The 23187-nt window shown below is 72.9% G+C and carries 21 protein-coding genes; 15 read left to right on the forward strand and 6 right to left on the reverse strand.

Translation table 11 applies throughout. From position 1 onward, the window contains the following. Positions 1-9: 9 nt before the first annotated feature. Positions 10-939, reverse strand: coding sequence for a helix-turn-helix domain-containing protein (locus tag Sspor_RS34950; RefSeq protein ID WP_202202667.1), 930 nt, complete (start codon positions 937-939; stop codon positions 10-12). A 168-nt stretch (positions 940-1107) separates the two neighbouring features. Between Sspor_RS34950 and Sspor_RS34955 the strand changes: the two genes are divergently transcribed. The 4 genes from Sspor_RS34955 to Sspor_RS34970 all read left to right on the forward strand — a co-directional run bounded on the left by Sspor_RS34955 (position 1108) and on the right by Sspor_RS34970 (position 5060). Beyond that, on the forward strand, positions 1108-2517 hold the full coding sequence (locus Sspor_RS34955; protein WP_202202668.1) for an MFS transporter: 1410 nt from the start codon (positions 1108-1110) through the stop codon (positions 2515-2517). Positions 2518-2629: 112 nt separating this feature from the next. Then, positions 2630-3469, forward strand: a complete 840-nt coding sequence (locus Sspor_RS34960; protein ID WP_202202669.1) for an alpha/beta hydrolase — start codon at positions 2630-2632, stop codon at positions 3467-3469. Between the two features lie 36 nt (positions 3470-3505). Then, positions 3506-4027: a hypothetical protein gene (locus Sspor_RS34965; RefSeq protein ID WP_202202670.1), complete on the forward strand. Its 522-nt coding sequence runs from the start codon at positions 3506-3508 to the stop codon at positions 4025-4027. Positions 4028-4040: 13 nt separating this feature from the next. Beyond that, positions 4041-5060, forward strand: a complete 1020-nt coding sequence (locus Sspor_RS34970; RefSeq protein WP_202202671.1) for an LLM class flavin-dependent oxidoreductase — start codon at positions 4041-4043, stop codon at positions 5058-5060. Here Sspor_RS34970 and Sspor_RS34975 read toward each other — a convergent pair. From Sspor_RS34975 to Sspor_RS34990, 4 genes are all read right to left on the reverse strand, one after another. Beyond that, on the reverse strand, positions 5024-5566 hold the full coding sequence (locus Sspor_RS34975) for a GNAT family N-acetyltransferase (protein ID WP_202202672.1): 543 nt from the start codon (positions 5564-5566) through the stop codon (positions 5024-5026). The two genes, Sspor_RS34970 and Sspor_RS34975, sit on opposite strands and share 37 nt — an antisense overlap. 259 nt (positions 5567-5825) lie before the next feature. Beyond that, the gene (locus Sspor_RS34980) at positions 5826-6125 is read right to left on the reverse strand and encodes a DUF6506 family protein (RefSeq protein WP_202202673.1); all 300 of its coding nucleotides are present in this window, start codon (positions 6123-6125) and stop codon (positions 5826-5828) included. Positions 6126-6290: 165 nt separating this feature from the next. Next, positions 6291-7286, reverse strand: coding sequence for an SDR family NAD(P)-dependent oxidoreductase (locus Sspor_RS34985; RefSeq protein WP_202202674.1), 996 nt, complete (start codon positions 7284-7286; stop codon positions 6291-6293). Next, positions 7283-8473: a UDP-N-acetylglucosamine--N-acetylmuramyl-(pentapeptide) pyrophosphoryl-undecaprenol N-acetylglucosamine transferase gene (locus tag Sspor_RS34990; RefSeq protein ID WP_202202675.1), complete on the reverse strand. Its 1191-nt coding sequence runs from the start codon at positions 8471-8473 to the stop codon at positions 7283-7285. The genes Sspor_RS34985 and Sspor_RS34990 overlap by 4 nt, the downstream gene beginning before the upstream one ends. Before the next feature lie 73 nt (positions 8474-8546). Between Sspor_RS34990 and Sspor_RS34995 the strand changes: the two genes are divergently transcribed. The 10 genes from Sspor_RS34995 to Sspor_RS35040 all read left to right on the forward strand — a co-directional run bounded on the left by Sspor_RS34995 (position 8547) and on the right by Sspor_RS35040 (position 15985). Continuing rightward, complete coding sequence (locus tag Sspor_RS34995; RefSeq protein WP_202202676.1) at positions 8547-9272, forward strand: response regulator transcription factor; 726 nt, start codon at positions 8547-8549, stop codon at positions 9270-9272. Beyond that, positions 9269-10657 (forward strand): sensor histidine kinase, encoded by a 1389-nt coding sequence (locus Sspor_RS35000; protein ID WP_202202677.1) that lies wholly within the window; start codon positions 9269-9271, stop codon positions 10655-10657. The genes Sspor_RS34995 and Sspor_RS35000 overlap by 4 nt, the downstream gene beginning before the upstream one ends. Before the next feature lie 219 nt (positions 10658-10876). Next, positions 10877-11272 carry a peptidoglycan-binding domain-containing protein gene (locus Sspor_RS35005; protein WP_237404161.1) on the forward strand — a complete coding sequence of 132 codons (396 nt, stop codon included), beginning with the start codon at positions 10877-10879 and terminating at the stop codon, positions 11270-11272. A 79-nt stretch (positions 11273-11351) separates the two neighbouring features. Then, positions 11352-11747 (forward strand): peptidoglycan-binding domain-containing protein, encoded by a 396-nt coding sequence (locus tag Sspor_RS35010; protein ID WP_202202679.1) that lies wholly within the window; start codon positions 11352-11354, stop codon positions 11745-11747. A gap of 5 nt (positions 11748-11752) precedes the next feature. After that, a complete protein-coding gene (locus Sspor_RS35015) occupies positions 11753-12166 on the forward strand; it encodes a peptidoglycan-binding domain-containing protein (RefSeq protein WP_202202680.1) in 414 nt (137 codons plus the stop codon). 89 nt (positions 12167-12255) lie between these two features. Beyond that, positions 12256-12660 carry a peptidoglycan-binding domain-containing protein gene (locus Sspor_RS35020; protein WP_202202681.1) on the forward strand — a complete coding sequence of 135 codons (405 nt, stop codon included), beginning with the start codon at positions 12256-12258 and terminating at the stop codon, positions 12658-12660. Between the two features lie 83 nt (positions 12661-12743). Continuing rightward, entirely contained in the window at positions 12744-13514 is a 771-nt protein-coding gene (locus Sspor_RS35025; RefSeq protein ID WP_202202682.1) for a tyrosine-protein phosphatase, read from the forward strand. A 69-nt stretch (positions 13515-13583) separates the two neighbouring features. Beyond that, entirely contained in the window at positions 13584-14528 is a 945-nt protein-coding gene (locus Sspor_RS35030) for a hypothetical protein (RefSeq protein ID WP_202202683.1), read from the forward strand. Between the two features lie 19 nt (positions 14529-14547). Beyond that, complete coding sequence (locus tag Sspor_RS35035; RefSeq protein WP_237404428.1) at positions 14548-15171, forward strand: hypothetical protein; 624 nt, start codon at positions 14548-14550, stop codon at positions 15169-15171. Next, positions 15152-15985 carry an inositol monophosphatase family protein gene (locus Sspor_RS35040; RefSeq protein WP_202202685.1) on the forward strand — a complete coding sequence of 278 codons (834 nt, stop codon included), beginning with the start codon at positions 15152-15154 and terminating at the stop codon, positions 15983-15985. Before Sspor_RS35035 ends, Sspor_RS35040 begins: the two co-directional genes overlap by 20 nt. On the opposite strand, the gene Sspor_RS35045 is transcribed toward Sspor_RS35040, so the two are convergent. Continuing rightward, positions 15982-17172 carry an SLC13 family permease gene (locus tag Sspor_RS35045; RefSeq protein WP_237404162.1) on the reverse strand — a complete coding sequence of 397 codons (1191 nt, stop codon included), beginning with the start codon at positions 17170-17172 and terminating at the stop codon, positions 15982-15984. The two genes, Sspor_RS35040 and Sspor_RS35045, sit on opposite strands and share 4 nt — an antisense overlap. A gap of 159 nt (positions 17173-17331) precedes the next feature. Between Sspor_RS35045 and Sspor_RS35050 the strand changes: the two genes are divergently transcribed. Next, positions 17332-23187 carry a WD40 domain-containing protein gene (locus tag Sspor_RS35050; RefSeq protein ID WP_372499806.1) on the forward strand — a complete coding sequence of 1952 codons (5856 nt, stop codon included), beginning with the start codon at positions 17332-17334 and terminating at the stop codon, positions 23185-23187.

The raw sequence follows: 23187 nt of genomic DNA on the forward strand, positions 1-23187 counted from the left end.
ACGCAGTCCCTACGCCTCCCCGCCGCCGCCCGCGCCCGCGTCCGCATCCGCCGACGCGGGCTTCGGGCTGTCGTGCCCCGCCCCCGTGGCCGCCGCGGTCAGGCTCGACAGCATGCGCAGCGCCGCGTCGGAGGGGGAGGACTCGGGGGCGCTGTAGAGCAGCATCCGGTGGTTGGTGCCGTCGGTGAGGTGCAGGTTCTCGAAATCGAGGGTCAGCGGGCCCACGACCGGGTGGTGCAGGGTCTTGGTTCCGACCGTGCAGTCCCGTACGGGGTGCTTGGACCACAGCGAGGCGAAGTCGGGGCTCTGCAGCATGAGCGACCCGATGAGCTCGGCGAGCGCGCGGTCCTCCGGATTGCGTCCGGCGACCAGGCGCAGGGCCGCCAGGGCGACCCGGGCCTCGCTCTTCCAGTCCGTGTAGAGCTCCCGGGTGTGCGGGTCCAGGAACAGCATCCGCGTGAGGTTGGGGCGAACGGCCGGGTCGTCGGGGCTCGCGACGTCGACGTGCCCCGCGAGCAGGGCGTGCCCCAGCGGATTCCAAGCGAGCACGTTGTTCCGGCCGTCCAGGACGACCGCCGGGACCTGCGGCATCGCCGCGATCAGGCGGCGCGTGGTGTCACGGGCGTACTCGGGACGCGGCGACTGGGCCCGCTTGGCGCGCGGCGGGCGGGCGAGGTTCAGCAGGTGCGCGTGCTCGTCCGGGGTCAGCCGCAGGGCGCGGGCCAGGGCGTCGAGGACGCTGTCCGAGGCGTTCGTGCTCTGCCCCTGCTCCAGGTGCGTGTAGTAGGTGATGCTCACGCCGGCCAGGAGGGCGAGTTCCTCACGCCGCAGCCCGGGGACGCGTCGGCGGGTGCCGTGGGAGGGGAGCCCGACGTCCTCGGGCTGGAGCTGGGCGCGACGAGTGCGGAGGAACTCGCCCAGGGCAGTCGGTGTGTCCATGCGTTCCAGTGTGCCGGGGGAGGTCGCCGAACGCTGCCCGTGAAGGTGGCCCTGGGAGTGCTAGCTTGCCCGGCGCCAGCACAACCAGGGGGCTGGGTAACCCTCTCCGACCGGGCCAGAGTCGATGACGCAACAGCTCGTTGCGTGGTCGAGAGGATGTGGTTCGTGATGTCGGTCGTCGAGGGTGCGCGGGTCGATACGGGAACGGAGGACCCCGTTCGTCTGGACGGGCGTCTGAAGTTGGTGTTGGTGGTGCTGCTGGTGGCGCAGTTCATGCTGGCGGTTGATTTCTCGATTCTGAACGTGGCGTTGCCGGTGATCGGTGACGGTCTCGGTTTCTCGTTGTCGAATCTGCAGTGGATCGCGACGTCGTTCGCGCTCTGCGCGGCTGGTTTCACGCTGTTGTTCGGTCGGGTGGCGGACCTGTTCGGTCGGCGCCGGCTGTTCCTGGTGGGGTTGGCGGTGCTGGGTCTGTCGTCGCTGGCGGGTGGTCTGGCGACGTCGCCGGAGATGCTGATCGCGGCGCGTGTGTTCCAGGGTCTGGCGACGGCCGCGGTGACTCCGGCGGGTCTGTCCCTGCTGACGACGTCGTTTCCCGAGGGGCCGTTGCGGCAGAAGGCTTTGGGTCTCAATGGTGCGCTGATGTCCGCGGGGTTCACGACGGGCGCGATTCTGGGTGGCGTCCTGACGGATCTGCTGTCGTGGCGGTGGGCGTTCTTCATCAACGTGCCGGTGGCTCTGGCGGTGCTGTTCATCGCTCCCACGGTGATCAAGGAGTCGCGTCCGCAGTCGCGTCCGAAGCTGGATGTTCCCGGTGCGACGGCGGTGACGCTGGGTCTGCTGGCGTTGATCTACGGGTTGACGCAGGCGGGTGAGCACGGTTGGGGTTCGGGCAGTGCGCTGGGCTGGCTGGCGGCGGGTGTGGTGCTGCTGGTGGCTTTCTATGCGATCGAGGCGAAGTCGTCGGCTCCGCTGGTGCCGGTGTCGGTGTTGAAGAAGAAGACGGTGGCGTGGGGCAATATCGCGGGTCTGATCGCGTTCCTCACCGAGACCAGTCTGGTGTTCCTGATGACGCTGTATCTCCAGGAGGTGCTGGACTTCTCGCCGCTGACGGCCGGTCTGTCCTTCGGCGTCCTGGGTGTCGGTACGGTGATCGGCGGTTCGATCGCGCCTCGCGTGATCGGTGCGACGAGCACGCGGGCCACATTGGTCATCGGTGGGGTGCTGCAGGCGGTGGCGACGCTGAGTCTGGTGGCGCTGGGTGAGACGTCGGCGAGCATGTGGCTGCTGCTGGTCGCGACGTTCGCGGGTGGTATCGGCAACATGCTGGTGATCGTCGGGTTCATGGTGACCGCGACCACGGGTCTGCCGGACCATGAGCAGGGTATGGCCACCGGTCTGGCGACGATGACGCAGCAGGTCGGTATCACGATGGGTACGCCGATCATGTCGGCGGTGGCCGCTGCCAACGCCGACATCCACGCGGGCATCACGACCGCGGTGATCGTGAACACGGCCATCGTCGTGGCCGGCATCCTCACCACCGTCCTCTTCCTCCGCGCCAAGCAGTCCAGCTGACGAAGTGCGCGCCTCCACTAAGGCAACTCCGCCTTGTGACAGCCCTGCCCCGGCCGCGAACGTTGGCCCCGGGCCCGGCGCGAGCGCCGGCTACCGATGGAAAGGAACCCCGATGGCCACACCCACCGTCGTCAGCTGGGAGCAGGTGTCCGTGCCCACCCCGTCCGGGCCCCTTGCCGTCCGGGTGTTCCGGCCGGGCACCGCAACACCGCGCGGCTGGCTCGTGTGGGCCCACGGAGGCAGCTGGCGTGCCGGATCCGCCCAGGACTGGCACGGCGCCACCGCCGAACTCGCCCGGGACTCCGGCTTCGGCGTGATGAGCGTGGACTACCGGCTCGCCCCCGACGTACGCCACCCGGCCATGGTCGAGGACGTCCTGTCCGCCCTGACCTGGGCCGGGGAACAGCGGGACGGGCCCGTCGGCGGCCCGCCCGTCCTGGCCGTCGGCGGGGACAGCGCAGGCGGCACCCTCGCCGCCTCGGCCGCCCTCGTCTGCCGCGACCGCGGGATGCCGCTGGCCGCGCAGGTACTGGCGTACCCGCCGCTGGACCCCGGCTGCGCCGCGGCCTCGTACCACCGCTTCCCCGACATGTTCCCCACGGCCTCCTACCTGAGGGCGGCCTGGCAGGACTACCGGCAACCGGGCCGGCCGGTCGCCGCGGACGGCACGCGGCTCCACAGCACCCCCTTCGAAGCCGCCGACCTGCGGGGACTCGCACCGGCCGTGATGGCCACCGGCGACCTCGACCCCGTCAGCGACGACGTGCACCGCTACGGGCGCCTGCTGCGGGCGGCCGGAGTACGGGTCGCCCTGGGGGAGTTCCGGCAGACGGGCCACGGGGCGTTCCTGCAACCGGGCCGCGACCCGGGCGGGCACCCGGCGGCGTCGCTGCGCGGCTGGCTCGCGCAGGCCCTGCACCGGTTCACGTCACCGGACGACGCCGAGGCCTGAGTCCTTCCTTCCCCTACTCCCTTCCAAGGAGCTGACATGACCACTTCCGACGTCCCCAACCTGGACGCCCTGCTGCGCCACTTCGCCGATCTGCGCGACGGCATCCACGGCGGTTCCGTCTCCCGCCCCGACAAGGAGGAGCACTTCCGGACCGCCGCGCGCCTGCTGGACCCGTACGCCCGCCAGGCGCTCGGCGAACTCAACGACGAACTGCTCCTCGGGCAGGGCGTGATCGACGCCAGTGGCGTCCAACGCGCCGACGACCGCAGTCTCTTCCACGCCTGGACCCTGTGGTGGGACGAGCAGTCGGCCGCCGACATCCCGCCCGTGACGCTGTACGCGCACTACGGAGCCTCCTTCCACCACCCGCACCTGCGGGGCGCGACGGTCTCCGAATGGCCGCTGAACGTCTTCGACGGCGCACAGGCCGCCGCCGAACTGCCCACCCTGCGCGCGATCGCCGCCGCGGACCTCCACAACCTGGTCTTCGAACGGGACTTCAGGATCGTGCCCGCGACCATGGCGGGCGCCACCGGCCTCCCCGCCCACCAGCACTGAAAGGCGGCCCGTCATGACGAAGCTGCGACTGTCCGTACTCGACCAGACCCCGGTCGGCGAGGACCACACCCCCGACCAGGCGCTGCGCGCTTCCGTGGACCTCGCCCGCGCCGCCGAGGCCCTCGGCTACACCCGCTACTGGGTCGCCGAACACCACGACTCACCGGGCTTCGCGAGCAGCGCGCCGGAGATCCTCGCGGGCACCCTGCTGGCCCACACCTCGCGGATGCGGATCGGCACCGGCGGAGTGCTGCTGCCGCGCTACGACCCGGCGAAGGTGGCCGAGGTGTTCGGCGTACTGGCCTCCCTCCACCCGGGGCGGGTCGACCTCGGCATCGGCCGGGCCGGCGGCCCCGCCCGCGACTTCCCGCACCGCCTGGCGCAACTGCGCGCCCTGCTGGGCGAAGGCGGAGTCGTTCCGCACGCACCGGTCCCGCCGCAGATGTGGCTCCTCGGCGCGGGACGCGAGTCGGCGCGGCTGGCCGGACTCCTGGGTACGGAGTTCGCGTTCGGGCACTTCTTCTCCCCGGTAGGCGGCCAGGAGGCCTTCGAGGACTACCGCGCCCAGTTCCGTACCTCCACGGGCGACCGGCCGGGCGGCGCGCTCGCCGTACGCGTGGTCACGGCCGACAGCGCCGGCCGCGCCGAGGAACTGGCCCAGAGCCTGCTGCTGTGGCGCGCCCGCAAGGACCTCGGCGAGGACGGCCCGCTGCCGTCGTACGAGACCACGCGCCGCCACCGCTGGACGGGCGCGGAGCTGGAACGGGCCAAGGTGCACCGCACGGCCCTCGTCTCCGGGGCGCCCGAGCAGGTGACCGCGGTCCTGAAGGCCCTCGCCGGGAGCCACGGCGTGGACGAGCTGATCGTCAACACCCTGACCTGCGACCCGGCGGACCGCCGACGCTCCTACGAGCTGCTGTCCGAGACCTTCGCCCTCCCGGCCCCCGAGCCGCGGTCCGCGGCCCCGGTCGGGGCCTCGGGCCCGGCCCTCCGGGTTCAGGAGCGGTCGAGGCCCCAGGTCTGGAGCGCGTAGGGCCGGCCCTTCTCCTCGCCCGTGATCAGCGGTACGTCGAGGAGGCGGAAACCGGCCCGGGTGGCCACGCCGACGCTGGAGGCGTTCTCGGCCTCCAGCTCCAGGATCACCTGGTCCACCCCCAGCTGCTCGAAGGCGTACGCGGCCATCACCCGCACCGCGCGCGCGGCCAGCCCCCGGCCCCGGTGCGCCGGACCGAGCGCGTACCCGAGCTCCGTGCCCTCGGGCGCGCGCTTGAGCATCACCTCGCCGAGCGGGGCGCCGCCGTCGACGGTGATGGCCAGCAGGATGGCCGTACCCTCCTTGCGCAGCTCCCGCGCCCGGTCCAGCCGGTTGCGGGCGGCCTCGTCGTCGAAGGGGGAGACGATCGGCGTCCAGTACGCGATGTCGGGGTGGTCGAAGAGCCCGGGCATCGACGCCAGGTCCGCCGCCGTCCAGTCGCGCAGGACCAGGCCCTCGCCCGTCAGCTCGATCCGGTCGGGAAAGGACTGCGTCGTGCTGCTCATGCGGGGAGACCTCCGTGGCTGGTGCTGGACGGGCCAAGATATCCGGCGCCCGGTCACCGGTTCACCGGGTTATCCGGTGATCTCCTAGGGGGTGTCTTGCCGGTCAGGGCGGATCAGGGAGCGGTGGCCGGTGCCGTGGGGTCTCCCCAGGCCCGCCAGGGCCGAGGGGAAGAATCGCAAGGCGGACGAGGGAGGCGACGCGGAGCGTCGCCGACCGAGGACAACGCGGCGAGGCGCGGAGTGAAGGAGCCGGCACCCGTCACGAGAAAATCGCGTGGACCTGATCGACCGCTTCAGGTCCGTAGCCAACCGCGCCCACGGGGACTGCGCCGTTGATCGCCTCGATCACACGCCCGGCCCAGACCGGCCCGAATCCCCCGCACAGTTCAATCAGCTGCACGCCCTCGCCCACGAGGCGGCGCGCGGCCTCGATGCCCTCCTCGGGCTTCCCCACCCCGACGAACACACTGCGGCACGTACCCGTGTCCACGACGCTGACATCGCCACCTGCCGCGCTGCCGTCCGCCGTGTAGATGAACCCCCAGTGTGTGAGCGCCATACGTATCGACCTCCTGTGATCGTCAGAGCCACCAGCCAAGCAGAGCCCGGGCGGGAATGGCCTGGAACGGAGACAAGCCGTGAGTGATCTACGCCGCACTCCGGATGCCCGCACCGTCCAAGTACAGCAACACGGCCCGCTAGCGCATGATCCGCCGGACAGCTCCTAGACCGCGTACCGGTCCGGGACGAAGAGGGACGGGTTCGCCGCGATCCAGTCCGAGGTACGGCTCAGGCCCTCCTCCAGGCCGACCCGCGGCCGCCAGCCCGCCCAGTCGCGGGCCCGGGAGTTGTCCGACAGCAGGCGCTGGACCTCGCTGCCCGACGGGCGCAGCCGGGTCGGGTCCACCACCACCTCCGCGTCCCGGCCCGACGCCGTGATCAGGGCCTGGGCCAGGGCGCCGACCGAGATCTCCTCACCCGTACCGAGGTTGACCACCTCACCCAGCGCCCGGTCGCACTCCGCCACCGCCAGGAAGCCCTCCGCCGTGTCCGTCACGTACGTGAAGTCCCGGGTCGGCGTGAGCGAGCCGAGGCGGATCTCCCGGGAACCCGCGTGCAGTTGCGCCAGGATCGTCGGGATGACCGCGCGCGCGGACTGGCGCTGCCCGTAGGTGTTGAACGGGCGCACCACCGTCACCGGGAGTTCGAAGGCGTGGTGGAAGGAGAGTGCCATCATGTCCGCGCCGATCTTCGAAGCGGAGTACGGGGACTGCGGCTGCAGCGGGTGGCTCTCGGAGATCGGGGCGGTCAGTGCCGTCCCGTAGACCTCACTGGTCGAGGTGTGCACCAGGCGCCGGACCCCGTGCCGCCGGCAGGCCTCCGCCACGTTCTGCGTGCCCGTGACGTTCGTCTGCACGTACGCGCCCGGCGAGGCGTAGCTGTACGGAATCCCGATCAGCGCCGCCAGGTGGAAGACGGTGTCGCAGCCGGCCACCGCGTCACTGACCCGGCCCGCGTCACGGACGTCGCCCGCCCACATCTCCACCGGACCGTCCGGGTCGGCGAGGTAGCGCGCCAGGTGGCCCTTCTCGGCGTACGGCTTGTAGTGGACGAAGGCGCGCACCCGCGCACCCCGCGACACCAGCAGGTCCACCAGCGTCGAGCCGATGAAGCCCTCCGCGCCGGTGACGAGGACGGTGCGGTCGGTCCAGCTGTTCATATGCGCTCCAGGTGAGGGGTGGGGACGAGGCCGGCGACGCGGAGGACTTCGGCGGCCAGCAGTTCGGCGGCCCGCGCGTGCGGGCCGGGGTCGGCGGCGCCGGCCATCGCCGACAGCCGGGCCGGGTCGGCCAGCAGCGGCCCGATGAGGCCGGCGAGGGATTCGGCGGTGGTCTCGGCGTCGGGCAGGAGCAGTCCCGCGCCCGCGTCCGACAGGACCCGCGCGTTGTGGGTCTGGTGGTCGCCGGGCGCGTACGGGTAGGGCACCAGGACCGACGGGACCCCGGTCGCCGCGAGCTCGGCGACGGTCGCGGAGCCCGCACGGCACACCACCAGGTCGGCGGCCGCGTACACGAGGTCCATCCGGTCCAGGTACGGCAGCGCCCGGGCGATCCGCTCCCCACCGGTCGACACCAGGTCGGCCACCGTGTCCGCCAGCGCGGCCGGACCGGTCTTGACCAGCAGCTGTACGTCGTCCCGGTACTGCCAGAGGTCGGCCAGCGCGGCCGCCGCCCGCGTGAGGCGTACCGCGCCCAGGCTGCCGCCGTTGAAGACGACCAGCCGGCGCCCCGCGGGCACCCCGAGCGCGCGCCGGGCCTCGGCGCGCAGCGCCACCCGGTCCGGTCCGGGCAGCCCGGCGAGGCCGGCCAGGGCGGCGGAGATCGGCATACCGGTGGTCAGCGCCCGGGCACCGCCCGACAGGTGGGCCCGGCTGCGGTCGAAGGCCACCGCGACGTGCGGGGTGAGCCGGGCCGCGAACTGGTTGGCGCGCCCGGGCACCGCGTTCGACTCGTGGATCACGGCCGGCAGCCCCGCCAGCCGGGCACCCAGCACGGCGGGGGCGCTCGGATATCCGCCCATGCCCACGACGGCGTGGGCCCCCTGCGCCCGGATCACCGCACGCGCCTGGTGCGCGGAGCGCAGCAGCGCCGCGGGGAGGAGGTACCGCTTCGCGCCCAGCGCGGGGTCGAAGGGGATCATGTCGACGGTGTGCAGGCGGTAGCCGGCGCCGGGGATCAGCTCGGTCTCCAGGCCCCGCTCGGTCCCGATGAACGAGACCACGGCTCCGGGCACGGCGGCACGCAGCGCCTCCGCGAGGGCGAGACCGGGATAGATGTGGCCGCCGGTGCCGCCCGCACCGATCACGACGGAGAGCGCCGCGGATGAGTGGGATGTGGTGGTGGTCATGTGCGCACACTCCCGGTGCGCCGTAAGAACCTTCTAAGAGGTTCTCTCAGAAGCCTTTGGCAGGCTTTGCCCCATGAGCTCCACGGACAGCACAGGCAGTACGGGCAGGTCAGGCGGGCACCGGATCCTCGTCGTCGACGACGAGCCCGAGGTCCGGGCAGCCGTCGAGGACGGACTCGCGGTCGAGGGGTACGAGGTCCGGGGCGCTCCGGACGGGCTCGCGGCCCTCTCCCAGGTCGCGGCCTGGGAGCCCGACGCGGTCGTCCTCGACGTGATGATGCCCGTACTCGACGGCCTCGCCGTCTGCCGGCAGCTGCGGGCGGTGGGCGACCGTACCCCCGTCCTCGTCCTGACCGCGCTCGACTCCGTCAGCGAGCGCGTCGACGGACTGGAGGCGGGCGCGGACGACTACCTCGTCAAACCCTTCGCCCTGGACGAACTGGTCGCCCGGGTCCGCGCGCTCCTGCGACGGGCCGCGCCCGGACCCGCCGGCGCCGCCGCCACGCTCGGCTTCGCCGACCTCGTCCTCGACCCCGCGACCCGGACCGGGCGCCGGGGGAGCCGTCCGCTGGAGTTCAGCCGTACCGAAGCGGCCCTGCTCGAACTGCTCCTGCGCCACCCCGGCCAGGTACTCCCGCGGGAACTGATCCTCGAACTCGTGTGGGGGCGGGACTTCGGGCCGGACTCCAACTCCCTCGCCGTCTACGTCGGCTACCTGCGCCGGAAACTGGAGGCAGCGGGCGAGCCCCGGCTGGTGCACACCGTCCACGGGGTCGGCTACCGGCTGGACGCGGCGTGAGCGGCGGCCGCCGGCGGCTCGGCCGGGTCTGGCGCAGGCGCGGCCCCCTGCGCACCCGGCTGGCGCTGTCCGTCACCGCCGCCGTGGCCCTCGTGGCCGTCGGGGTGTGCGCGGCGGCGTTCCTGGTGGTCCGGTCCGCGCTCTACGAGCAGCTCGACCTCAGCCTCACCCAGTCCGCGCGGCTCGCCGCCCAGCGCAACCCGGGGGCCGCGCCGGGCACCCTGGCCGGGGAATGCCGGTTCCTGGCGGCTCCCGCCTGCGCGGAGGTGGTGGCCGCCGACCCGGCCAAGGACCCCGCAACCCCGGGACTGCTGCCCGTGGACCCGGCCGCGCGAGAGGTCGCCGCGGGCAGCAAGGCCCCGTACTACACGAACATCACGGTGGCCGGGTATCCCGCCCGGATGCTCACCACCGACTACGCCAAGGGGCGCGCCCTCCAGGTGGCCCTGCGGGCCGACACCGTGGAGGACGGCATCGAGGAGGCGGCCGGGTGGCTGGTGCTGACGGCGGTGATCGGTGTGCTGCTGGCCGCCCTGCTGGGGTCCTGGGTCTCGCGGACCGGCCTGGCCCCGGTCACCCGGCTCACCGCGACGGCCGAGCGGATCGCCGCCACCCGCGACGCACGGCACCGGATCGAACTGCCGCCACCGGGGCGGGAGGACGAGATCACCCGGCTGGCCGCGAGCTTCAACACCATGCTCGGCGAGCTCGAACAGTCGATCGCCGCCCAGCGCCAGCTGGTCGCGGACGCCTCCCACGAGCTGCGCACCCCGCTGACGGCGCTGCGGACCAACGCCGAGCTGCTGGCCCGGGCCGATCGGCTCACGCCCGACCAGCGCGGCCGCGCCTCGGCCGCGCTGGGACGGCAGCTGCGGGAGGTGACCGGGCTCGTCAACGACCTGATCGAGCTGGCACGCGACGAGGAGCCGCAGCCGCTGGTGGAACAGGTCCGGCTGGGTGCGCTGGTGGAACACTGCGCGCAGGCGGCGCGGACGCACTGGCCGGCCGTGCCCTTCCACGTACGGGTGCCGGACCGGCCCGTCGTGGTGCCGGGGGTACCCGCGCGGCTCAGCCGCCTGCTGGGGAACCTGCTCGACAACGCGGCGAAGTTCAGCCGGGACGGGCTGCCCGTCGAGGTGGAGCTGGTGTCGGGCGTCCCGGGCGGCCGGGGACCGGAGCTGACGGTCCGTGATCACGGCCCGGGCATCTCGCCGGAAGACCTGCCGCACATCTTCGACCGGTTCTACCGGGCCGGGGCGGCCCGCGCCCTGCCGGGGTCGGGTCTCGGCCTGGCCATGGCCCGGCAGATCGCGAGGGCGCACTCCGCCGAGCTGACGGCCGAGGCCGCCCCGGGCGGGGGCGCGCTGTTCCGGCTGGCGTTCTGAACGCCGCACGGCCGTAGCCGGCGCCCGCGGCGGGCGGGGTACGACGACCGGGGCGGCGCCCGTCCCCCGAAGCCGCGGGACGTCCCTGGGACGAGCCTCGGGAAGCGGCTCTGAGCTGGGCGGATGCCCGTCCCTCGCGTCCCGTGCGGGTGGGACGCGGGAGGCGGCCGCGCGCCGTGTGGCAGCTTTTCGCTGTCACCAGCGAAAGGCTCTGCCGACATGCGTCACTCCCGCCCCGCCAAGGGCGTCACCTCGCTCCTCCTCGCGGCGGTCTCCGCCGGCGTCCTGCTCGTCTCCGCGCCGGCCGCCCACGCGGACGACTCCTCGTACAAGATCTGCAAGGACACCTACGGAACGCGCCTCTCGCCGAGCGGGCGCTACAACATCCCGCGGTTCAACTACTCCCAGGGCGATTCCGACGTCTGCGTCCGCGGACTCCAGGAGCTGGTCGCGCAGTTCGGCCTGACCTCGTGGGAGCAGAACGACGGCACCTTCGTCGACGGCGTCTTCGGCGCCCGTACCGACTCGGCCGTCCGCAGGTTCCAGAGGACCCACAACCTCGACGCCGACGGCATCGTCGGTCCGCGGACCTGGGAGAGGCTCCTGACGGGCTGAGCCCGTCCGGCCTCTCGCGGGCCTTCCCCTGCGCACCTTCCTTCCGTTGTTTTCCCTCATCGTCAGGAGACGCTCCTCCATGTCCTCGTTGCGCCGCATCCGCCCGCTGTCGGCACTCGCGCTCGCCGCTTGTGCCGTCGGCACGCTGCTGGTCACCGCCCCCACCGCCTCGGCGAGTGACTACCGTGACGCCTGTTACAGCAGCGTCGGTACCCGCACCTCCGCGAACGGCTGGGCCATCCCCGCACGCAACTTCAAGTACGGCTCGTCGGGCGTGTGCGTGCGCGAGATCCAGTCCGACCTCGCCTCGACCATCGGTGTCTCCGAAGCCGACTGGCCCGGTTTCATCGACGGCCTCTTCGGTCCGAAGACCGACGACTACGTGAGGGAGTTCCAGCGCCAGGCCCACCTGGACGTGGACGGCGTCGTCGGCCCCAAGACCTGGGAGGCGCTCATCTCCCGGACCACGGACTGATCGCCATGACGGACAAGGCAGCGCGCAGGCGCACGATCCGGGCGGGCGCGCTCGTCGCGGCCGCCGCGGCCCTCTTCGGAGGTCTGGCCACCGCCCCCGCCCAGGCCAGTTGGGGCAACGAGCTGCAGGCGTGCAAGGACGCCTACGGCGCCGAGTACTACATGGCCTGGGAGATTCCCACCGTGGTGCTCGCCAAGGGCTCGTCCGGCGTATGCGTCCGGGAACTCCAGGAGGAGCTCCTGGAGGCCGGCGCCGTCCGGAGCGAGGACCAGCCCGGCTTCGTCGACGGAAGCTTCGGCCCCAAGACGTACAACGCGGTGGTGAACTTCCAGCGCAGCGGCTCGACCAGGGGCGGCGCGGACGGTGTGGTCGGGCGCTACACCTGGCACCACCTGATCGCCACCGTCTACTTCGACTAGGCCGTCCCATCCGGATCCTGCCGGACGAGACCACGCAGCCACCCCGCGAGGCCGGCACGCCGACCCCGCACCGAGAGGAAACCCCTGGCATGAACACCATCAGGCGTACGGCGACCCGCGCCGCGGTCCTGGGCGCGACACTGCTCGCGGCCGCCGGACTCACCGCCCCGCAGGCCTCGGCCCAGGCCGGCTACCTGCAGTCGTGCACGAACCAGGTCGGCACACGCTGGGCGTCCAACGGCTGGCCCGTCCCGGCCGTGGACCTTGCCAGGGGCTCCTCCGGCGACTGTGTGCGGGCGCTCCAATGGGCTCTGGTCCGTACGGCGTTCGTGAACTCCGCCGATGCCCCGACCTTCGTCGACGGCGCCTTCGGCCCCAAGACCGAGGCGGCCGTGCTGCGGTTCCAGTCGAAGTACCCGCGGGAGACCGGCGGCCCGGACGGCATCGTGGGCGTCAAGACCTGGGGGTACCTCCTCCCCGCCGCGGAGGGCTGAGGGCCGTTCCGCCTCGACCCCGTCGGGCGGCCGTCCCGGGGCATGGTGTTGGCTTGAGGATCCGAAGACGGGGGAGGGATCCGATGGACCGGCACATCGCGTTCGAGCGGCTGCACAACTTCCGGGATCTGGGGGGCTATCGGTCCGCCGACGGCCGGACCGTCCGGTGGGGGACCGTGTACCGGGCAGACTCGCTCGGCAAGCTGGCGGGAGACGACTGGGAGCGGTTCCTGAGGCTCGGCATCGGGACCGTGGTCGACCTGCGCTATCCGTGGGAGATCGAGGCCAGGGGGCGGGTGCCCGAGGCGGAGCGGTTCCGCTACGTCAACCTGAGCATCGAGCACCGGCCCTACGACCAGGCCGAGATCGACCCGGATGTCGACCCCTGGCGCTACCTCGCGGACCGCTTCGCCGAGGTCACCGAGGACGGGGCCGAGGAGATACGGCAGGTCCTGGAGGAGATCGCGCACGCGCCCGGCCCCGTGGTCTTCCACTGCACCTCGGGCAAGGACCGGACCGGGCTCGTCGGAGTCTTCCTGCTGACCCTGCTCGGGGTCGGCCGGGCCGACGTCCTGGCCGACTTCGCGCTCACCGAACGGGCCACCGAGCGGCTCGCCGCCGACTGGCGGGCCGCCAACCCCGACCGGGTCATGAAGTGGCCGAGCTACGGCCGCGCCCCCGCCGTGATCATGGAGTTGGTGATCGCGGACCTGGAGGCCCGGTACGGATCCGTGCACGGCTACCTCGCGGACCGGGTCGGGCTGCCGGAACCGACGGTGGAACGGCTGCGCGCCCGCCTGCTGACGGGCGACGGCGACGGCGACGGCGACGGCGGGGGCCACCGCGCGACGTGAAGTCGCTCTGGTGGCGCCACCGGCGCATCTCCTACCATCGGAACACGGGTGGGGGAGGGGGGTGCGTTCATGGCAGCGCACGTGGGGCGGCTGGAACGGTTCGTTGCATGGGTGCTGCGCAACGCCGACGTCGTGGTCGCCCTGGGCATCGCGATGGCGGTCGGACTCCTCGACATCTTCGGAGACGTCATCAGTGACGACGTCTCCTCCGGTGCCACCCTCGTCGTCCTCGGCCTCCTCGCGACCGGCTCGATCGTGGAACGCGTACGCCGGCCCGCGAGCATCCAGGAGGCGATGAGCGGGACCCGGCAGGCCCTGGAAGACCTCGCGATGGTGCGTTCGCTCTCGGGCAACGAGGTCGGCGAGGCGCTGCGCAAGGCCCGCCAGCACACCAACCTCTGGTACTTCAAGGGCGGTACGGGCACCTACCTGCGGGCGGTCACGCTGCCCTTGTGCGTGGCCGCCGCGAAGGAACAGCGCTCCCAGCTCAACATGAAGATCGACATCGTCAGCCCGGCGGACGAGCGGGCCTGCGCCGCGTACGCCCGGTTCCGGCAGATGTTCGGCGGACAGCGTCGCGGAGACGACGTGTGGACCACCGACCGGGTCCGCCGCGAGTCGTACGCGACCGTCCTCGCCGCCTGCTGGTACCAGCGGCAGCTGACCACGCTGGAGATCAGCGTGCACCTGTCGGCCGCCGTGCCGACCCTGCGCTTCGACCTGTCCGAGACCTGTCTGATCATCACCCAGGACGACCAGTCCCGGGTGAACCTGCTGGTGGAGCGGGGGCAACCGCTCTACGACTACTACGTGACCGAGCTGCACCAGAGCCGCGAGCAGGCGACCGTGCTGGACCTGCGCGTCGCCTCCCCGCTCGGTCTGGAGCCCACCGTCGACGAGGTGCGGACGCTCTTCGACGACCTGCGGCTGCCACTGCCGCGCGTCTTCACCGACAGCGACATCGGCAAGATCATCGAAAAGGCCCTGCACGCGGAGGACCCCTACAGGAGGTGATGCGCTCCGGCGCGTGCCCATGGACCGCGACCTCGAAAGCACTCTCGTCACCCTGGAGGAAATCGCCTCCGGGACCCGGGAGTTACATGCAGTCCGTCATCCGCTCGGATTCCTCTGCCTGCCGCTGCTGAGAGAGGGGCCGCGCGGAATCTGTGTGCATCTCTTCGAGATCGGCAACCGTGCCGATCCGGACGCGTCACCGATGCACGCCCACAGCTGGGAACTGCGCAGCCGCGTGCTGTTCGGGCGGGTCGCCAACCTGCCCGTACGCACGAGCGTGGTGCGGGACGGCGAGGAGGGCGCCACCCACCGGGTCTTCGAGGTGTTCAGCGGGAGCGACGGCGTGGACGAGATCCGGCCGACCTCCGTCCTGGTACGGAGCGAGCCCGGCCCCGCCCACATCAGCTCGGGCGGGGAGACGTACACCCTGCCGGCGGGCGAGTTCCACGCCACCGCGCTGGAGGGAGTGGAGCCCGCGGCCACGCTCGTGCACGGCCTGTCGGTCCCCGGGCAGCTCGACCGCTCGCTGGGCCCGCTCGACGGCCGACCCCGCCGCACCACCCGCCGGCTGTGCGACACCGCGCAGACCGTGCGCAGCGTCCACACCGTCCTCAGGAGGATCGATGCCCAGCAGCGGGCCTGATTTCGACCGTGAGAGGCAGGTGGCCGTCGCCGCGGCGGAGGAGGCGGGCGGCCTGCTGCGCAGGCGATTCGGCACGGCGCGGTGCGTGCGTACGAAAGGCGGGGCCGGAGACGTCCAGGTGGACCTCGACCTCGCCGCCGAGGAGGTCGTGCTCAGCCGGATACGGCGCCACTTCCCGCACGACCGGATCCTCTCCGAGGAGGCCGGGCTCCTCGACGCGGCGGGCGAACGCACCTGGCTCGTCGACCCCTTGGACGGCAGCAACAACGTCGTGATCGGGCTGCCCACCTACGCGGTGGGGATCGGGCTGTGCCTGGGAGGCGCCCCGGTGATGGGAGTGGTGCACGAGCCGGTGACCGGGGAGACCTGGCACGCGGTCAGGGGGTACGGAGCCCACGGGCCGTCCGGTGCGCTGCCCGGCCCCGGCCTCACCCTGCCGCGCCCCGGCCCGCTCGTCGCCTGGACCCAGGGGTACGCCGTGCAGCGGGGCGACGCGGCGGCGGTGGCCCTGCGCGGCGTGCTGGAGCTGCGCTGCCGGCGCGTCCTGCAGCTGTGGGCGCCGCTGCTCGGCTGGAGCCTGCTGGCGCGCGGCACCATCGACGCCTTCGTCGGCTACCGCGCCGAGGGCGTGGACCTGCCGACCGGGGCGCTCCTCGCGGCCGAGGCCGGGGTGGAGCTGCGCACGCTGTCCGGGGAGGCGTTCAGACCCGGCTTCTCCGGGGCCGACACCGGGCGCAGCTTCGTTGCGGCGCGCGGCGAGACCCTCGCGTACCTGCTGGGGGAGGTGGGGGCCGTAGCCCCCGACGTCTCCTAGGTGGTCGCCGCCAGCGCCAGTGTCGCCGCGAGTGTGCCCGCCACCGCCAGCACGAACCCCGTACCGAGGAAGCGGCCCAGGCCGATCCGCGTACCGTGCCAGCGGCACCGCTCGAACCACAGCAGGGTGGCCAGCGAGGCCCACGGCGTGATGACCGGGCCCACGTTGACGCCGATGAGCAGGGCGAGCAGCTGCTCGTGATGGGCCACCGGAACGGCCGCCTCGCCCGCGAGGTAGGCCGGGAGGTTGTTCAGCACGTTCGAGAAGCCCGCACCGACCGCCGCCGACCTCAGCATGCCGACGACGCCGTTGTCGGACCCCATCGCCGTCGCGAGGACGTCGTGCAGTCCGTGGGCGTTGACCGTCTCCACGACCAGGAACATGCCCGGGACCAGGACGAGGAGCCGCCAGGGGATCAGGGACAGGCGCAGCGTCTCCCGGCTGCGCACCAGGAAGGCCACGACCACGACCAGCGCGGCCGCCGTCGAAGCCGACCACAGCGGCACGTCGGCGAGCAGGATCGCCAGCAGGAATCCGGCGCAGGCCACCGCGCTCACCCGGAACAGGACCCGGTCCGCGGGGCGCGGCAGGGGCGGCGGGGTGTAGCGGGTCTCGCCGCGGCGCCCCGGGCGCCAGTAGAAGCCCCACAGGCAGGCCATCGTGACCGCGATCGCGGCCAACTGCGGCGCCCACAGGGTGGCGGCCATCTCCGACGGGGTCAGGGCGATGCGGTCCGCGGCCAGCAGGTTCGTCAGGTTCGACACGGGAAGCAGCAGGCTGGCCGTGTTCGCCAGCCACACCGTGGTCATCGCCAGCGGTAGGGGCGCAATACCGACCCGGGTCGCCAGCGCCAGCATCACGGGGGTCAGCAGGACCGCCGTCGTGTCCAGGTTGAGGGTGATGGTGGTGACGGACGCGAACAGCACGCAGAGACAGAAGAGAAGGGGGTACCTGCCCCGTCCCGCCCGAGCCACCCAGGTGGCGACGACGTCGAAGACCTCCGCCTTGCCGGTCAGCTCGGCGAGCACGATGACGGACGCCAGGAACACCACCAGCGGACCGATGCGCTCCAGCACGTCCGAGGCGGGTCCGGTGGGCAGCAGGCCCGTGGCGACGCACAGCGCACCGAGTGCGAGCAGGCCGCCGGCCAGCCAGTCCAGTGGATGCAGACGCCTGAGGAGGGACACGGCGAACAGGTTCGCACATACACACGCCCCGGCATCAGACGGGGCGGACAGAATCGGACACGGCCGGCCGTTCGGGGTGTCCGGCGCCCCGGAGGAGATCACCTCGTCCTTGACGGGACAAACCTGCGGACGGGGGCACGGCCCTACGATGGACGCATGATGACGGACGGGCAATTCGGTGCTCCCGCAAGAGAGTTCGACTTCTTCATCAGTTACTCCCCGGCCGACGAGCGGTGGGCCGCGTGGATCGCCTGGACCCTGGAGGAGGCCGGCTACCGCACCGTGGTGCAGGCCTGGGACTTCGTACCGGGAACCAACTTCATAGACTTCATGGACCGGGGCGTCAGCGAGTCCCTGGCGGTCATCGCCGTACTGTCACGCCACTACGAGCGTTCCACCTACGGTCGCATGGAATGGCAGGCCGCGCTCCGGGCCTCGCCCGAGTCGCCCGAACGGAGGCTGCTGACCGTCCGGGTGGACGAGATCCCGATCGAGGGACTCCTCGCCACGATCACCTACGTCGACCTCGTCGGCGTGGCGGACATCGACGCGGCCCGCTCCCTGCTGCTGAACCGGGTCGGACAGGCCGTCGACGGCCATGCCCGCCCGGGCCGCCGTCCCGGCTATCCGGGGAGCGGACCGGGCCCCGTCCGGCACCCGGAGCAGCCCAATCCGGGTCAGCCGCAGCCCAGCGCGCTCGCCGGACCCGGCTGGTCGGGGCGCCGGCGGCCCGCCAGGGCGCCGCTCTACCCGCAGGCCGCCGCGGCCGGCGGCAGCGCCCAGGACGCCGTGACCGTCCTGCACCTGGCCGGGCCCGACTTCGGGCGCGGCCGCGAACCCGACTCCCTCAGCCGGCAGATCCGCGGCGACCTCATCATGCTCAGGGACGCGGGGGCACCCGCACCCGACCTGATGGTGGTCACCGGCGACCTCACCGCGTCCGGCAGCCCGCGCGAATGCGACCAGGCCCTCAGCTTCCTCACCGCCCTGCGGTCCCAGCTCGACCTGTCGCCCCAGCGGGTGATGGTCGTACCGGGCGCGCAGGACGTGAACCAGGCCGCCTCCCAGGCCTACTTCCACACCTGCGAGGCCGACGAGGTGGCACCGCAGCCGCCGTACTGGCCCAAATGGCGCCACTACACCCGGCTGTTCCGCAGCCTCTACCACGGCCTGGACACCGTGTTCGACAGCGACCAGCCCTGGACCCTCTTCCCGGTGCCCGAACTGAGCACCGTCGTCGCCGGATTCAACTCCTCCATGGCCTACAGCCACCGCCCCGAGGAGCAGTACGGCTTCATCGGCCGCGACCAGGCCGCCTGGTTCGCCGAAGCCATGCGCCGGTACGAGGAGGAGGGCTGGCTGCGCATCGGCGCGCTCCGCCACCCGCTCACCGACGGCCGCCGCCCCGGCGACGCCGTCGGCGGCCCCGGCGGGCTCCGGGACGGCGACACCTTCGCCCGGCTGGCCGCCCCGCGGCTGCACCTGCTGCTGCACGGGCCGACGGGCGGCCCCCGCACCACCAGCTCGGCCCCCAGCCGCACCCAGCTCGCCGGGGCCTCCGGGGCCTCCGGGGCGGCCGGTGAGCTGCCCCTGTTCGGCTCCGCGGCCCCCGCCAGGTTCCAGCTGCTCCAGGTCAGCGCGGAGGGCGTGACCCGCTGGGACGACCGGATCACCTCCGAGCCCGCGACCTTCCCCGCCGCATGGCGGCAGACCCGCCGGGTCTTCCCCGTACCGGAACTCCCCTCCGTCATCGACGTCGAGCCGGCCGCCGGCCGGGCCCCCCTGGACGACCCGGCCGCCTCGCTCGCCGAGCGCGTCAAGGAGATCTGCCGGGTGCGCCGGGAGGGCGTACGGCTGCGCGACGTCCCGCGCCGCGAACCGGGCGACATGGCGCAGATCATGGCCACCTGGCAGGAGCACGAGGACGGCGTCGTCCGGCAGCAGCGCATAGCCGTCCACCCCGGGAGCCCCACCGAGGAGGAACTCGACCGTTTCGTCGCCCAGGTGCACGCGACCGACACCGGATCCGAGGCCGTCCTGGTGTACGCGGGCGACGCCCCGGCCGGCGGGCTGCGCCGCAGGGCCGCCGCCCACGGCGTCCGGGTCCGGGTCCGCAGCTTCATCGAGTTCCAGGGCCTGCTCGACCTCCGGGGCTACGTCGCCGCGCAGACGGCCCGGCTCAGCAGCAGCGAACAGTACGCCCCCGGCCTCTACCTCCCGCAGCGCTACCGCGACGCCGACCGCTCCGACGGCCAGGGCCGGTCCGACCAGGAACGCGACGGACTCGTCGAGGAGCTGCTGGAACTCCTGGAGTCGGACCAGGGCCGGTTCGTGCTGCTCCTCGGCGACTTCGGACACGGAAAGACCTTCGCGCTGCGCGAGCTCGCCCGCCGCATCTCCGAACAGCTCCCGCACCTGACGCCGTTGCTGATCCCCCTGAACTCCCTCGACCGGGCGCACAGCCTCGAAGGCCTGGTCGCCGCCCACCTGGCCGGCCACGACGTCGACACCATCGACCTGCGGGCCCTGCGCTACATGCTCGCCCAGGGCCGGGTCGTCCTGCTCTTCGACGGCTTCGACGAACTGGTCAACCGGGTCAGCTACGACCGGGCAGCCGACCACCTCCAGGTCCTCCTCGACGCGGCCGTCGACCACGCCAAGATCGTCGTCAGCAGCCGCACCCAGCACTTCAAGTCGCACGCCCAGGTCCTCACCGCGCTCGGGGAGCGCGTCGGCCTGCTCCCGCAGCGCAGGATCCTGGCCGTCGAGGGCTTCACCCCGGCCCAGATCCGCGCCTACCTCGTACGCAGCTACGGCGACGAGCGCGCCGCCGACCGCCGCTACCAGCTCCTGCACAACATCCCCGACCTGCTGATGCTCTGCCGCAACCCCCGGCTGCTCTCCTTCGTCGCCGATCTGAGCCAGGACCAGCTGCGCGCGGTCGCCGGAGCCGGCCGGGCGCTCAGCCCCGCCCGGCTGTACGAGGACGTGTTCACCTCCTGGCTCGACCACGAGGAACGGCGCGGCCAGGGCGGGCCGGGCGCGCCGCCCGGGCTCACCATCGCGCAGCTGTGGGCCGCGGTCACCGCGCTGGCCTGGCGGCTGTGGGAGAGCGGCCGCAGCGCCCTGCGGCTCGACGAGCTCACCGAGACCGTGGCCGACACCCTCAGCGAACTCACCGAGTCCCCGCTCACCTCCTCCGAGCGCGCCCAGGCGGTCGGCGCGGGCAGCCTGCTGGTCCGCAGCGACGACGGGGTCTTCCAGTTCATCCACGGTTCCGTCGTCGAATGGCTGGTGGCACGGGAGGCCGCCCGCCAGCTCGCCCGCGGACAGCACACCCTGCTCCTCGCGCGCCCGTTCAGCCAGCTCGCCGTCGAGTTCTTCTGCGACCTCGCCGACCACGAGCAGTGCGCCCGCTGGGTGCGCGACGTCCTCGACTCCCCGGGGCGCGCCGCCGGAGAGGCCGGCCGCGCCAACGCCGTCCGGATCTCGGACCGGCTGCGGGTACCGGCCAACGCCGACCTGCGCGGCGCCCGGCTGGCCGGCGAGGACCTGTCGCACCGCGACTTCTCCGGGGTCGACCTCAGCGACGCGGACCTCACGGACGCCCGGCTGATCGGCGCCAACCTGTCCGGCGCTCTGCTGCGGGGCACCCGGCTGACCGGTGCCCGCCTCGACCGGGCCGACCTGAGCCGGGCCGACCTGACCGGAGCGAACCTCAGCCGGGCCCGGCTGACCCGGACCGATCTGCGCGGCGTCCTGCTGACCGGCAGCCGCTGGAACCGGGCCGCGCTGATCGACGTGACGATGGACGACGGGGTCCGGTCGGCCCCCGAGCTCGGCAGCGCCGCGATCGCCCCCGGGATGCCCGTGGACGCCGGGTTCCGGCCCTCCGCCGTCGGCGTCCCGTACGGATTCGGCATGCGCACCAGCCGCCTCCCCGAACCCATCGCCTACAGCAGCGACGGCGAACTCCTCGCGGTCGGCAGCGAGGACGGCTCCATCCTGGTCTGCGGAGCCGACGACGGCCGGGCCGTGCGCACCCTGCAGGGGCACGAAGGGCGCGTGTACGCCGTGAAGTTCCGGCCGGACGTCATCGCCACCGGTGGCTCCGACGGCGCGGTGCGGCTCTGGGACCCGGTGACCGGGGCATGCCGGCACCACCTGAGGGTCCACCCCGACGGGGTGTGGCCGGTCTCCTTCGACGCGGACGGCACCCTGCTCGCCACGGGCGACCGCGAGGGCCTGGTCACCGTCTGGGACGTGGCCACCGGCGAACCCCTGCACCGGATGCCGGGTCACACCGCGCCCGTCTACACCGCCGTCTACGGACCGGACGGCCTGCTGCTCACGGGCGACGCGAGCGCGAAGGTACGGCTGTGGGACCTGAGCACCGGGCACTGCGTCCGGGAGATCGACGGCCATCAAGGGGCCGTCTACCGCGCCCGGTTCAGCCCCGACGGGACCATTTTCGCCACCGCCGACCGGGGCGGGGGCGGGCAGGGCGGCACCGTGCGGATCTGGCGGACGGCCGACGCGCGGCTGCTGCACGAGTTCACCGGCCACACCGGCCGGGTGTACGTCCTGGACTTCCACCCCGACGGCAACCTCCTCGCCAGCGGCGACACCGACGGCCAGGTGCGGCTCTGGGACCCGGTGGTCGGCACCCCCGCCGGCATCCTCGAACGGGGCACCGGGGCCGTCTACCAGGTGCTCTTCGGCGACCACGGGAAGCTCCTGGCCGCCTGCGACAGCAACGGCGCCGTCCGGCTCTGGACGGTCACCGGCCGCCCCCACGGCTACACGGTCGCCCTCCACCCCCAGCAGCCGACCGAGCACCGCGGTACCGCCTGGGCGTGCGCCTTCCGGCCCGGCGACAGCCAGCTGCTCACCGTCGGCAACGACGGCGGCGCGCAGATCTGGGACGCGGCCACCGGCCAGGGCAAGCGCATCCTGCGCGGCCACGGCCGGCGGATCAGCGGGGTCGCCTTCAGCGCGGACGGCACACAGCTGGCGACGGCCGGCAACGACGGGGTCGTCCGGCTGTGGGAGACGCGCACGGGCCGGCGTACGGAGGAGCTCACCGGGCGCGGCGACCGGCTGGTCTCGGCGGCCTTCAGCCCTGTCGAAGCCGTCCTCGCCACGGCCAGCAACGACGGCGACATGTACCTCTGGGACCCGGTGGGCGGCGAGTACCTGAGGGAGCTCGACGCCGAGACCGAACACGTCTGGGCGGAGGCCTTCAACGCCGCCGGGACCCTCCTCGCCACCGCCAACGACGACGATTCCGTCCGCGTCTGGTTCCGCCCCACGGGTTCCCCCGTGTCGACGCTGACCGAGCACCGGGGCCGGGTCCGCTCGATCGCCTTCCGCTCGGACGCCGACGTACTGGCCACCGGCTGCGACGACAGTTTCGTACGGGTGTGGGACGCCAGGAGCGGCGACCTCCTGGAGCAGCTCGGCGGTCATGCCGACCGGGTCTACGGCGTCGCGTTCGGCCCGGGGGGCGCCTGGCTCGCCAGCGCGAGCTGGGACGGCACGGCCATCGTCCGGAGGGAGGGGCGGGAGGATCTGCGCCTGCGCGGACGCGGCGGCAGGCTGTGGGCGGTCGCCGCCCACCCGAGCCGTCCGCTGCTGGCCACCGGCGGCGACGACCGGGCCGTGGGCCTGTGGGACGCCGCGACGGGCGAGCATCTCACCGACCTCGTCGGGCACACCGGCCGCGTGCTCTCGCTCGCCTTCGCCCCGGACGGCACGACCCTGGCGAGCGGTGCCGAGGACGGCACCGTACGGCTCTGGAACGTCCCGGCGAACGGGGAACCGGCGTCCCTGCGCGCGACGCTGATGGGCATGGCGGGCGGCTGGGCGGCGCTGACACCGGCCGGCGGGTACAAGTACGAGGGCGACGTGGCCGGCGAGTTCTGGCACGTGGTCGGCATGTCCCGGTTCACCCCGGGGGAGCTCGACGAGTACCTGCCGGGTATCCACCGGCTACCGCTCGGCGAGGAGCTCTGA

Source organism: Streptomyces spororaveus, from assembly GCF_016755875.1.
GTDB classification, from domain to species: domain Bacteria; phylum Actinomycetota; class Actinomycetes; order Streptomycetales; family Streptomycetaceae; genus Streptomyces; species Streptomyces spororaveus.